Source organism: Acidovorax sp. CCYZU-2555, from assembly GCF_018413525.1.
In the GTDB taxonomy this organism is placed as follows: Bacteria; Pseudomonadota; Gammaproteobacteria; order Burkholderiales; family Burkholderiaceae_C; genus Comamonas.
Genome location: NZ_JAHCDD010000044.1, coordinates 36,718 through 49,184, shown reverse-complemented (window position 1 = coordinate 49,184; position 12,467 = coordinate 36,718). Strand labels below are relative to the sequence as shown.

Here is a 12,467-nt window from a genome sequence, read left to right as displayed (position 1 = left end):
CGCGCGTTGAAATCGGGCAGCCGCGGAATGAGCCAATGGCTGAACAGCGTGGGCGTGACCGACAGCCGCAGCTGCGCGCCCGCATGCGGGCGGCGCAGCTGGGCCGATGCCGACTCTATGGTCACGATGGCCGGGCCTACCGCGTCGAGATAGCTGCGCCCCGCGGCCGTGAGCACGCTGTGCCGGCCGTGGCGCTCGAACAAGGCCAGGCCCAGATGCTCTTCGAGCCGGGCGATGGCGCGGCTGATCGCGCCCTGGGTGACATGCAGGTCATCGGCTGCGAGCGAGAAATTGCCCAGGCGCGCCGCGGTCGCGAAAGCGTGCAGTTCGGAGAGAGAAGGGGAGTGCATGCGCATGGCGCGGGCAATTATGACGGTTGGTAATAGTTGCGTGTCATTTTGTCTCTTTTCGCCGTGGCACGGGCTGTCCAGAATGGCGGCTTCGAACCACATCCCCCGAGAGGATTTCCCCCCATGGCCCTGCGTAGAACCCTGTTGTCCAGCCTTGCAGCCTGCGCTGCGACCGCCCTGCTCGCGCCCCTGGCCCATGCCCAGGCCGATTACCCCAACCGTCCGCTGCGTCTGATCGTGCCGTTCGGCGCCGGTGGTTCTACCGATATGGTCGCGCGCCTGCTGGCCGACAAGATGGGCCAGGTGCTGGGCAAGGCCGTGGTGGTCGAGAACCGCGGCGGTGCGGGCGGCTCCATCGGCGCCGATGCGATCGCCAAGGCCGCTCCCGACGGCTACACCATAGGCATGGCGACCGTGTCCACGCATGGCGCGAACCCGGCCATCATGGCCAAGTTGCCCTATGACGCGGTCAAGGATTTCGCGCCGATCACCAATGTGATGTCCGTGCCCAGCGTGTTCGTGATCCACAACAGCGTGCCGGCCAAGACCATGAAGGAATTCATCGCGCTGGCCAAGGCCGAGCCCGGCAAGTACACCTTTGCCTCGCCCGGCAACGGTTCGCTGGGCCATGCGAACATCGAGAACTTCATGAACCTGGCAGGCATCAACATGCTGCACATCCCCTACAAGGGTGCGGGCCAGGCGATCAACGATGCGCTCGCGGGCCAGGTCACGGCAATGACCGACAACCTGCCGTCGACGCTGCCGCACATCAAGTCGGGCAAGCTGCGCCCGCTGGCCGTGCTCGCGCTCAAGCGCAGCGACGTGCTGCCCGATGTGCCCACCTACACCGAACTGGGCTATCCCGGCATGGGCGACGGCGGCTGGTTCGGCCTGGTCGCGCCCGCGGGCACGCCGCCGGCCATCATCGCCAAGCTCAACGCCGCGGCGCACAAGGTCATGGCCATGCCCGACTACCTCGAGAAGCAAAAAGGCATCTCGGGCGAATCCATGGGCAATACGCCGGCCGAGTTCAGCAAGCAGATCACCGCCGCCATCGACCGCTACACGGCCGTTGCCAAGCGCGCCAACATCAAGCTCGATTGATGCCTTTGCCTGACTTCTTGCAGCCGCGGCCGGATACTCCGGTCGAGGTCTTCGCGCCGAGCGCGGCCGCGCTGCCGCTGGTCTGCGATTCGCCGCACAGCGGCACGGCCTATCCCGCCGACTTCGGTCACTGTGTCGACATGGCGCTGCTGCGCCGCGGTGAAGACACCGATGTGCACAAGCTCTGGCAGCGCTGGCCCGCGCATGGCGCGACGCTGCTTGCGGCGACGTTTCCGCGCACCTACATCGATGTCAACCGTTCGGCCGACGACATAGACCCCGCGCAGCTGGCCACAGCCTGGCCGTCGCCGCTCGCACCCGGCGTCAAGACGCGCCAGGGGCTGGGACTGATCTGGCAGCGCATCGTGCGCGACGGCCAGGCCACGCCGCTCTACGACCGCAAGCTCAGCGTCGCCGAAGTGCAGTCGCGGCTGCGGCATTACTGGCAACCCTATCATGCGGCGCTGCAGCAGGCGATCGACGCCAGCGTCGCGCGTTTCGGCGGCGTCTGGCATCTGAACCTGCATTCGATGCCCAACGACGTCTACCGGCGCCTGGGCCGCACGGACGCCACGCTCGCCGACTTCGTGCTCGGCGACCGCGACGGCACGACCTGCGCGCCCGAGTTCATTCGCCTGGTCGGCGAACTGCTGCAGGCCGGGGGCTACAGCGTGGCCTACAACGAGCCGTACAAGGGCGTGGAGCTGATAGGCCGCATAGGCCAGCCGCAGCTCAATCGCCACAGCCTGCAGATCGAGATCCGCCGTCCCATCTATATGGACGAGGACACGCGCGCGCCGAATGCGGGCTTCGCGCCGCTGCAGGCGCATCTGGACAAGGTGATGCAGGGCGTGGCCGACTATGTGCGCGCGCAGCTGCCGCTGGCTGGCGCGGTCTGAGTTTCAGACACCCATGAAAAATCCCGGCCTTGGCCGGGATTTTTCTTTCAACTCCAAGAAGAGAGTTAACCGCCGCCGCCGGGCCGCCCCAAGGCGGCGGACGGCCCCCCTGGGGGCGGCCCCGCGTAGGTGCAGCGAGCTGGGCAAGCGTGGGGGCTATTTACGCTGCCGGGCTGAACAGATCCACCCTGTCGCTGATGATCCCGTCCGTGCCCAGATCGAGCAGCCGTTGCACGGCCCACTCGTCGTTGACGGTGTAGCTGACGCAGCGCATGCCCAGGCCGTGCACCTGTGCGACGCGTGCGGCATCCCACAGCGCATGGTTGAACACCATGGCCACGCAGCCCAGGTCTTGTGCAATGGCGAAGTCGGCATCGTCCGCGGCGAACTTGTCGACCAGCAGCGCGCGCGGGATATGCGGCGCGGCTTGCTGGGCGGCTTGCAGCGCTTCGGGCTTGAACGAGCTGAAGAGGGGCTGCACGGCGTCGCGCGGCCAGATGCGGGCCATCAGCTCGGCGACCACGCGGCCGGTTTCGGCTTCCTGGCCGGGAGTGGGCTTGATTTCGACGTTGAGGCAGAAATGGTTGGCCAGGCACCAGCGCGCCAGCGCTTCGAGCGTGGGCAGGGCTTCGCCCGCGTAGGCGCGCGAATGCCAGCTGCCGGCGTCGAGCTGGGCGATCTCGCCCAGGCTCAGGTCGCTGCCCGTGCCCCGGCCGTTGGTGGTGCGCTCCAGCGTCGCGTCGTGCAGCAGGAAGGGCACGCCGTCGCTGCTGAGCTTGGCGTCGCATTCGAACATGCGCCAGCCATGGGCCGCGCCCAGGCGGAAGGCGCTCATGGTGTTCTCGGGCGCGAGCTTTCCTGCGCCGCGGTGGGCAATCCAGCGGGGATAGGGCCAGGAGTTCGAGGGGGCGGTCATCGCTAATCCATTGAAAATGACGGGGAACGTAAAAAGAGAGCCGCTTGGGCTCTCTTGCAGGGTGCAGTTTAGATGCGTTTTCCTGTTTCTGCATTGAACCAATGCAGGCGGCGCTCTTCGCGCGGCTGGATGCGGATGGTGTCGCCGGCCTTGGGGAAGGCATGGGCTTCCTCGATGCGCACGGTGACCATTTCGCCGCCGACCGTACCGTAGACCAGGCGCTCGGCGCCCAGCAGTTCGACGGTGATGACATTCATTTCCCAGCCGCCGCTGGCCACGATGTCGATGTGCTCGGGGCGAATGCCCAGGATCTTGCCGGTCTGGCCGCCGGGCGCGTTTTTCAGCAGGTTCATGGGCGGCGAGCCGATGAAGCTGGCGACGAACGTCGTCGCGGGCGTGTTGTAGACCTCTTCGGGCGTGCCGAACTGGTCCATCACGCCGCCGTTCATGACGATCATGCGCTGGGCCAGCGTCATGGCTTCGACCTGGTCATGGGTCACGAACAGGCTGGTGATGCCCAGTTCGTTGTGCAGCTTCTGGATCTCGATGCGGGTCTGCGCGCGCAGCTTGGCGTCGAGGTTGGACAGCGGTTCGTCGAACAGGAACACCTTGGGCTGGCGCACGATGGCGCGGCCCATGGCCACGCGCTGGCGCTGGCCGCCCGAGAGCTGGCGTGGCTTGCGGTCCAGCAGGTGGCCCAGCTCGAGGATCTTCGCGGCCTTGTCGACGCGCTGCTTGATCTCTTCGACGGGCACCTTGGCGATCTTCAGGCCGTAGGCCATGTTTTCGAAGTTCGTCATGTGCGGGTACAGCGCGTAGTTCTGGAACACCATCGCGATATCGCGCTGGGCGGGTTCCAGGTTGTTGACCACGCGGTCGCCGATGCAGATGTCGCCGCCGGAAACTTCTTCCAGGCCGGCGATCATGCGCAGCAGGGTGGACTTGCCGCAGCCCGAAGGGCCGACGATGACGATGAATTCGCCGTCCTTGATTTCAGCGTTGACGCCGTGGATCACGGGGACTGCGGTCTTGCCGCTGCCGTAGCGCTTGACGACGTTCTTGAGGGTAATGGATGCCATGGGAGTATTCGTTCAGATCGTTCAGAGGTTCAAAAGGAGCGGTGCTGGGCTTATTTCTCGGTATCCACCAAGCCCTTTACGAACCACTTTTGCATCAACATCACCACCGCCGCGGGCGGCAGCATGGCGACAATGGCGGTGGCCATCACGATGTTCCAATCCACCGCGGCTTCACCACCGGCAAGCATGCGCTTGATACCGATGACCACCGGGTACATGTCTTCGCTGGTCGTCATCAGCAGCGGCCACAGGTACTGGTTCCAGCCATAGATGAACTGGATCACGAACAGTGCGGCGACCGAAGTCTTGGACAGCGGCACCAGCACATCCTTGAAGAAGCGCATGGGGCCGGCGCCGTCGATGCGCGCGGCTTCGACCAGCTCGTCCGGTACCGTCAGGAAGAACTGGCGGAACAGGAAGGTGGCCGTGGCCGAAGCGATCAGCGGCAGCGTCAGGCCGGCGTAGCTGTTGAGCATGCCCAGTTCAGCCACGACCTTGTAGGTCGGCAAGATACGCACTTCGACGGGCAGCATCAGCGTCAGGAAGATGGCCCAGAAGCACAGCATCTTGAAGGGGAAGCGGAAGTAGACGATGGCAAACGCCGACAGCAGCGAGATCGCAATCTTGCCGACGGTGATGATCATCGCGGTCATGAAGCTGACCCACATCATGTGCATGACGTTGGTGTTCGAGCCCAGCTTGCCCGAGCCGAACAGCGCGGCCTGGTAGTTTTCCCAGAGGTGGGCGCCGGGCAGCAGGGGCATGGGCGACTGGACGATCGCATCCGCGGTATGCGTGGACGCGACAAAGGCCAGGTACAGGGGGAAGGCCACGATCAGCACGCCCACGATCAACACGAGGTGCGAGAGGATGGTGATCCAGGGACGGCGGTCAACCATGGGAGGACTCCAGATTCAAAACAGGTGCGGTAGAGAGGGCGGACATCAGTACTGCACCTTCTTTTCGACGTAGCGGAACTGCACCACCGTCAGGGCCACCACGATGATCATCAGGATCACGGATTGGGCTGCGGAGCTGCCCAGGTCCAGCGACTTGAAGCCGTCCTGATAGACCTTGTAGACCAGGATCGAGGTCGACTGGCCAGGGCCGCCGGCGGTCGCTGCGTCAATGATGCCGAAGGTATCGAAGAACGCGTAGACGATGTTGATCACCAGCAGGAAGAAGGTGGTCGGCGACAGCAGCGGCAGCTGGATGTTCCAGAAGCGGCGCCATGGGCCGGCACCATCGATCGATGCGGCTTCGATCAGCGATTTGGGAATCGACTGCAGGCCGGCCAGGAAAAACAGGAAGTTGTACGAGATCTGCTTCCACACCGAAGCCAGAACGACCAGCGCCATCGCCTGGCCTTCGTTCATGATGTGGTTCCAGTTGTAGCCCAGCTCGCCCAGGTAATGGGCGACCACGCCCAGCGAGGGCGAGAACATGAACATCCACAGCACGCCGGCGATCACGGGTGCCACGGCGTATGGGACGATCAGCAGCGTCTTGTAGAGCATGGCCGCGCGCACGATGCGGTCGGCAAAGATCGCCAGGATCAGCGAGATTGCTATCCCCAGGCCCGCCACCAGCACCGAGAACAGTGCGGTGCGCATGAAGGAATTGAGGTAGGTCGGATCGTCCAGCAGGTTGGCGAAGTTCTCCAGACCCACCCATTCCGTGCTCATGCCGAAGGCATCTTCGATCTGGAACGACTGGAGCACGGCCTGGGCCGCGGGCCAGAAGAAGAAGATACCAATGATCAGCAGCTGGGGCAGCAACAGCACCCAGGGCAACCATGTCGAGCGGAAAAGTACGCGTTTTTCCATGGGGATTCACAAACAAAAAAAACCGCCGAACCCCTTGTCTTGGGATTCGGAGGATTGGAAGGCGCCGGCCACCTTGGGTGTGAAAAGCGAATCTAAACGAACCGAGTCGAAGCGCTTAATCCAGCGAATATGCGCGTATTGTGCCTAGCTGGCAGCCGCTGTGCCAGCGTAAAACCCGCTATATCGTCAAATATAGGGGTTTAGCCTTGTATAAATTGCTTACTTCTTGTTGGCGCGTTCGAAACGCACCAGCAATTCGTCGCCACGCTTGACGATGGAGTCCAGGGCTTCCTTGCCCGACTTCTTGCCGCTCCACACTTGTTCGAGTTCTTCGTCCTCGATGGTGCGGATCTGCACATAGTTGCCCAGACGGATGCCGCGCGAGTTGTCGGTGACCTTGCGGATCATCTGTTGCACGGCGACGTCAGTGCCGGGGTTCTTTTGATAGAAGCCCGATTTTTCGGTCAGATCGTAGGCAGCCATGGTGACAGGCAGGTAGCCGGTGCGCTGGTGGCTCGCGGCCTGGACCTTGCTCTGCGACAGGAAGTCGAAGAACTTGGCCACGCCCTTGTACTCTTCGGCCTTCTTGCCGGCCATGACCCACAGCGAAGCGCCGCCGATCACGGTGTTCTGCGGTGCGCCCTTGACGTCGGGGTAGTACGGCAGGGGAGCCAGCGCGTAGCTGAACTTGGCGTTCTTCGCCACGTCGCCGTAGAAGCCCGACGATGTCTGGATCATTGCGCATTCACCGGAAGTGAACGAGGCTTGTGCGCTCGAAGCACGGCCCTTGTAGACGAACTCGCCCGCAGCGGCGGCCTTGCCCAGGTTGTCGATGTGCTTGACGTGCAGCGGCGAGTTGACCTTCATGCGCGAATCCATGCCGCCCATGCCGTTGGCCTTGGTGGCGAACTCGACGTTGTGCCAGGTCGAGAAGCTCTCGAGCTGGGTCCAGCCTTGCCAGGCCAGCGTCATGGGGCAGCTGTGGCCGCTGGCCTTGAGCTTCTTGGCAGCTTCGAACACTTCGGGCCAGGTCTTGGGCGCGACGTCGGGGTTCAGGCCGGCCTTCTTGAAGGCGTCCTTGTTGTAATAGAAGATCGTGGTCGAGCTGTTGAACGGGAAGCTCAGCATCTGGCCGTTGGGGGCGGTGTAGTAACCGGCCACGGCGGGGATGTAGGCCTTGGGGTCGAAGCTCAGACCGGCGTCGGTCATGACCTTGCCCACGGGCACGGTCGCACCCTTGGAAGCCATCATCGTGGCCGTGCCCACTTCGAACACTTGCAGGATGTGGGGAGCGTTGCCCGAACGGAAGGCAGCGATCGCGGCGGTCATGCTCTCGTCGTACACGCCCTTGAAAGTAGGAACAATCTTGTATTCCTTCTGGCTTTCATTGAACTGCTTGGCCAGGTCGTTGACCCACTCGTTGTTCACCGCCGTCATCGAATGCCACCACTGGATTTCGGTCTGGGCTTGGGCGGACACACAGGTGGCAGCGATGGCTGCGGCAATGGCCAATGGTTTGAAATTCATGAAAACTCCTCGAAGCGGAACGAAAGAACAATCCGCCCATGCTAGGCAGTGGGCGTGACAGATTTGTGTCATGGATTGTGCGCATAGGCTGCTTGTCACATCAACGCGTAAACCCGCAACCGGCCTGGTTGGCCCGGAATTCGTGGCAAAAATGTGAAAGAACCGTAACGCGGGCGAAACCGCATTCTAGGCCACGGCCCCGGGCTGATACGCGCGCAAATATAGGGAAAATACCGATTGCTGCAGCATCGAATCGGTTCCTTTTGGCGCGTTTGTGGTTGCTGCAAACGCCCGCGGCGCCGGGGGCCATCGTCAGCGCGGATGCATCAAGTAACACTGCGCGGCTTAAAATCTAGACCCCCATGGCAAAGGGCGCGCAAAAAAGCGCCCAACACGGTCCACCCCATGAACTTTCCGATTGCGCAGGCCGCCTTGATGGCCAAGGCTGCCGAACCTGCCCGTCTCCGAGAAATCCCATACAACTACACCTCGTTCTCCGACAGGGAGATCGTGATCCGGTTGCTGGGCACGTCCATGTGGGACGTGTTGAATCAGCTGCGCGAAGAGCGCCGCACGGGCCGCTCCGCACGCATGCTCTACGAGGTGCTCGGAGATATCTGGGTGGTGCAGCGCAACCCCTATCTGCAGGACGACCTGCTCGACAACCCCGAGCGGCGCAAGTCGCTGGTAGATGCGCTGCAGCACCGCCTCGCGGAAATCGACAAGCGCCGTGAGCCCGGCATAGACGCCGAGCGCGACACGCTGGTCGGCCAACTGGTCGAAGCCGCGCGCGGCGCGGTCATCGAATTCAACACCACGTTCGAAGCCGCCGCCGAGCTGCGCCGGCGCGTGCAGCGCACGCTGCGCCGCCTCACGGCCAAGGACAACATCAAGTTCGACGGCCTGTCGCGCGTGAGCCACGTGACCGACGCCACCGACTGGCGCGTCGAATATCCGTTTGTCGTGCTGACGCCCGATACCGAAGCCGAAATGGCCGGTCTGGTCAAAGGCTGCATCGAACTCGGACTGACCATCATTCCCCGCGGAGGCGGCACGGGTTACACCGGCGGCGCGATTCCGCTGACCTGGCGCAGCGTGGTGATCAACACCGAGAAGCTCGAGGCCATGACCGAAGTCGAGATGTTGCGCATTCCGGGTCAGGCCCAGGAAGTGGGCACCATCTGGACCGAAGCCGGCGTGGTGACGCAGCGCGTGGCCGATGCGGCCGAGCGCGGCGGCTTTGTGTTCGCGGTCGATCCCACGTCTGCCGAAGCGTCGTGCATAGGCGGCAACGTCGCGATGAACGCCGGCGGCAAGAAGGCCGTTTTGTGGGGCACGGCGCTCGACAACCTGGTCAGCTGGCGCATGGTCACGCCCGACGCGCAGTGGCTCGAAGTCACGCGCACCGACCACAACATGGGCAAGATCCACGACGTCGAAGTGGCGACGTTCGAGCTGCGCTACTTCGAGGCCGACGGCAAGACGCCGGTGCGCACCGAGACGCTGGCCATTCCCGGCAAGAGCTTCCGCAAGGAAGGCCTGGGCAAGGACGTGACCGACAAGTTCCTGTCGGGCCTGCCGGGCATCCAGAAAGAGGGCTGTGACGGCCTGATCACCAGCGCGCGCTGGGTCGTGCACCGCATGCCCCAGCACACGCGCACGGTCTGCATGGAGTTCTTCGGCAATGCCAAGGACGCCGTGCCCAGCATCGTCGAGATCAAGGACTTCATGTTCGCCGAGCAGAAGCGCTCGGGCGTGCTGCTGGCCGGCCTGGAGCATCTCGACGACCGCTACCTCAAGGCCGTGGGTTACGCGACCAAGAGCAAGAAGGGCAACGGCAATCTGCCCAAGATGGTGCTGCTGGGCGACATCGCCGGCGACAACGCCGACGACGTCGCACGGGTCTCGGCCGAAGTCGTGCGCATCGCGAACTCGCGCAATGGCGAAGGCTTCACGGCCGTGAGCGCCGAAGCGCGCAAGAAATTCTGGCTGGACCGCAAGCGCACCGCAGCGATCTCGCGCCACACCAACGCCTTCAAGATCAATGAAGACGTGGTGATTCCGCTGCCGCGCATGGCCGAGTACACCGACGGCATCGAGCGCATCAACATCGAGCTGAGCCTGCGCAACAAGATCAAGCTCTGCGACGCATTGCATGAATTCTTCGCCCACGGCAGCCTGCCGCTGGGCAAGCAGGACGACGCGGGCGAGATTCCTTCGGCCGAACTGCTGGAAGACCGCGTCCAGCAGGCGCTGGAACTGATAGCCGGCGTGCGCACGCAATGGGCGGGCTGGCTTGCCGACGTGGAAACGCTGTTCCCCGAGCTGCAGGACCACAGCCTGCGCGCGAGCTGGAAGACGCAGATCCGCGCGCCGCTGGCGCAGATCTTCGCGGGCGGCGCTTTCAAGCCCATCCTCGACGAAGCCCAGGCCATTCACCAGAAGGTGCTCAAGGGCCGCGTCTGGGTAGCGCTGCACATGCACGCCGGCGACGGCAACGTGCACACCAACATTCCGGTCAACAGCGACAACTACGAAATGCTGCAGACCGCGCACGAAGCGGTGGCGCGCATCATGGTGCTCGCGCGCCGCCTCGACGGCGTGATTTCGGGCGAGCATGGCATAGGCATCACCAAGCTCGAGTTCCTGACCGACGCAGAACTCGCGCCGTTCGCCGCCTACAAGCAGCGCGTCGATCCCGAAGGCCGCTTCAACAAGGGCAAGCTGATCCGCGACGCGCACCTGAGCGCGGTGGCGATGCGCGACGACGGTCGCGCAACGCGCGAGTCGCTGATGTACTCCGATCTGACCAACGCCTACACGCCGAGCTTCGGCCTGATGGGCCACGAGTCGCTGATCATGCAGCAGTCCGACATCGGCGCGATCGCCGACTCGGTCAAGGACTGCCTGCGCTGCGGCAAGTGCAAGCCGGTCTGCGCCACGCATGTGCCGCGCGCCAGCCTGCTGTACAGCCCGCGCAACAAGATTCTCGCCACGTCGCTGCTGGTCGAGGCTTTCCTCTACGAGGAACAGACGCGGCGCGGCGTGTCGATCAAGCACTGGCAGGAATTCGAGGATGTGGCCGATCACTGCACGGTCTGCCACAAGTGCGCCAACCCCTGCCCGGTCAAGATCGACTTCGGCGACGTGACCATGAACATGCGCAACCTGCTGCGCAAGATGGGCAAGAAGAGCTTCAATCCGGGCAACAAGCTCACGATGACGTTCCTCAACGCGACCAACCCCGACACCATCAAGTTGATGCGCAAGGCCATGGTCGGCGTGGGCTTCAAGGCCCAGCGCATGGCGGTGGACCTGCTCAAGTCCGTGAGCCGCAAGCAGACCGCGCGTCCGACCTCGACCGTGGGCAAGGCGCCGATCAAGGAACAGGTGATCCACTTCATCAACAAGAAGCTGCCTGGCAACCTGCCCAAGAAGACCGCGCGCGCGCTGCTGGACATCGAGAACAAGGACTACGTTCCCATCATCCGCAACCCGCAGACCACCAATGCCGAGACCGAGGCGGTGTTCTACTTCCCCGGCTGCGGCTCGGAGCGGCTGTTCAGCCAGGTGGGTCTGGCGACGCAGGCCATGCTGTGGCATGCGGGCGTGCAGACCGTGCTGCCGCCGGGCTATCTGTGCTGCGGCTACCCGCAGCGCGGCAGCGGCCAGTTCGATGTCGCCGACAAGATGATCACCGACAACCGCGTGCTGTTCCACCGCGTGGCCAATACGCTCAACTACCTCGACATCAAGACCGTGGTGGTGAGCTGCGGTACCTGCTACGACCAGCTCCAGGGTTATCAGTTCGACAAGATCTTCCCCGGCAGCCGCATCATCGACATCCATGAGTTCCTGCTCGAAAAGGGCATCACGCTGGGTCAGGCCGGTGGTTATCTGTACCACGACCCCTGCCACACGCCGATGAAGCTGCAGGACCCGATGAAGACCGTCAAGGGCCTGATGGGCGACCAGGTGCTCAAGAGCGAGCGCTGCTGCGGCGAATCCGGCACGCTGGGCGTGAGCCGCCCCGACATCTCGACGCAGATCCGCTTCCGCAAGGAAGAAGAGCTGCTCAAGGGCCAGGCGCAGCTCAAGGCCGCGGGCGCGCTCGATGCCCAGGACAACGTCAAGATCCTGACCAGCTGCCCCAGCTGCCTGCAGGGCCTGAGCCGCTATGGCGACGACCTGAAGAACGGCCTGCTCGAAGCCGACTACATCGTGGTCGAGATGGCCAACAAGATCCTCGGCGAGAACTGGATGCCCGAATATGTCGAGCGTGCCAACGCCGGCGGCATCGAGCGGGTGCTGGTGTGAACGCCCAGACTTGCCACGATCCAGCCTGCGCGCTGTGCACCACCGTGGGCGGCGCGCTGGTCTGGCAGGGCGCGCGGCTGCGCGTGATCCGTGCCGACGAACCGGGCTTTGCGGCGTTCTATCGCGTGGTCTGGACCGACCACGCGAGCGAGTTCTCCGATCTGTCGGCGCCCGAAAGCGTGCTTTGCATGCAGGTGGTGACCGCGGTCGAGCGCGTGCTGCGCGAGCAGCTGGCGCCGACCAAGATCAACCTCGCGGCGCTGGGCAACATGGTGCCGCATCTACACTGGCATGTGATCGCGCGCTTCGATTGGGACAGCCATTTTCCCGCGCCGATCTGGGCGCCGGCGCAGCGCGAACGCGTGCTGGCGCAGGAAACCGCGCTGGCCGCGCGCCTGCCCGAGGTCGAAGCCCGGCTGGTGGCGGCGCTGCAGCCCTGGTCTTGA

The 12,467-nt window shown here is 63.9% G+C and carries 10 protein-coding genes; 4 read left to right on the top strand and 6 right to left on the bottom strand.

The annotated features are described in order from the left end of the window. Window positions 1-356, bottom strand: a 356-nt coding sequence (locus KHY18_RS16145) for a LysR family transcriptional regulator (RefSeq protein ID WP_213301940.1), incomplete at its 3' end; no start/stop codon positions are given. 117 nt (window positions 357-473) lie between these two features. On the opposite strand from KHY18_RS16145, the gene KHY18_RS16140 reads away from it, so the two are divergent. Beyond that, a complete protein-coding gene (locus KHY18_RS16140) occupies window positions 474-1,457 on the top strand; it encodes a tripartite tricarboxylate transporter substrate binding protein BugE (protein WP_213301937.1) in 984 nt (327 codons plus the stop codon). Continuing rightward, window positions 1,457-2,356: an N-formylglutamate amidohydrolase gene (locus KHY18_RS16135; protein ID WP_213301934.1), complete on the top strand. Its 900-nt coding sequence runs from the start codon at window positions 1,457-1,459 to the stop codon at window positions 2,354-2,356. The genes KHY18_RS16140 and KHY18_RS16135 overlap by 1 nt, the downstream gene beginning before the upstream one ends. Before the next feature lie 160 nt (window positions 2,357-2,516). Here KHY18_RS16135 and ugpQ read toward each other — a convergent pair whose 3' ends face one another. The 5 genes from ugpQ to ugpB all read right to left on the bottom strand — a co-directional run bounded on the left by ugpQ (window position 2,517) and on the right by ugpB (window position 7,704). After that, a complete protein-coding gene (ugpQ, locus tag KHY18_RS16130; RefSeq protein ID WP_213301931.1) occupies window positions 2,517-3,272 on the bottom strand; it encodes a glycerophosphodiester phosphodiesterase in 756 nt (251 codons plus the stop codon). A 68-nt stretch (window positions 3,273-3,340) separates the two neighbouring features. Then, complete coding sequence (locus tag KHY18_RS16125; protein WP_213301928.1) at window positions 3,341-4,351, bottom strand: sn-glycerol-3-phosphate import ATP-binding protein UgpC; 1,011 nt, start codon at window positions 4,349-4,351, stop codon at window positions 3,341-3,343. 50 nt (window positions 4,352-4,401) lie between these two features. Further along, window positions 4,402-5,250 (bottom strand): sn-glycerol-3-phosphate ABC transporter permease UgpE, encoded by an 849-nt coding sequence (gene ugpE, locus KHY18_RS16120; RefSeq protein WP_213301925.1) that lies wholly within the window; start codon window positions 5,248-5,250, stop codon window positions 4,402-4,404. Window positions 5,251-5,295: 45 nt separating this feature from the next. Then, window positions 5,296-6,177, bottom strand: a complete 882-nt coding sequence (gene ugpA, locus KHY18_RS16115; protein ID WP_213301922.1) for a sn-glycerol-3-phosphate ABC transporter permease UgpA — start codon at window positions 6,175-6,177, stop codon at window positions 5,296-5,298. A gap of 219 nt (window positions 6,178-6,396) precedes the next feature. Then, window positions 6,397-7,704: a sn-glycerol-3-phosphate ABC transporter substrate-binding protein UgpB gene (gene ugpB, locus KHY18_RS16110; protein WP_213301920.1), complete on the bottom strand. Its 1,308-nt coding sequence runs from the start codon at window positions 7,702-7,704 to the stop codon at window positions 6,397-6,399. 405 nt (window positions 7,705-8,109) lie between these two features. Here ugpB and KHY18_RS16105 point away from each other — a divergent pair, with 405 nt between their 5' ends. Then, window positions 8,110-12,021 carry a DUF3683 domain-containing protein gene (locus tag KHY18_RS16105; protein WP_213301917.1) on the top strand — a complete coding sequence of 1,304 codons (3,912 nt, stop codon included), beginning with the start codon at window positions 8,110-8,112 and terminating at the stop codon, window positions 12,019-12,021. Beyond that, entirely contained in the window at window positions 12,018-12,467 is a 450-nt protein-coding gene (locus KHY18_RS16100) for an HIT family protein (protein ID WP_213301914.1), read from the top strand. The genes KHY18_RS16105 and KHY18_RS16100 overlap by 4 nt, the downstream gene beginning before the upstream one ends.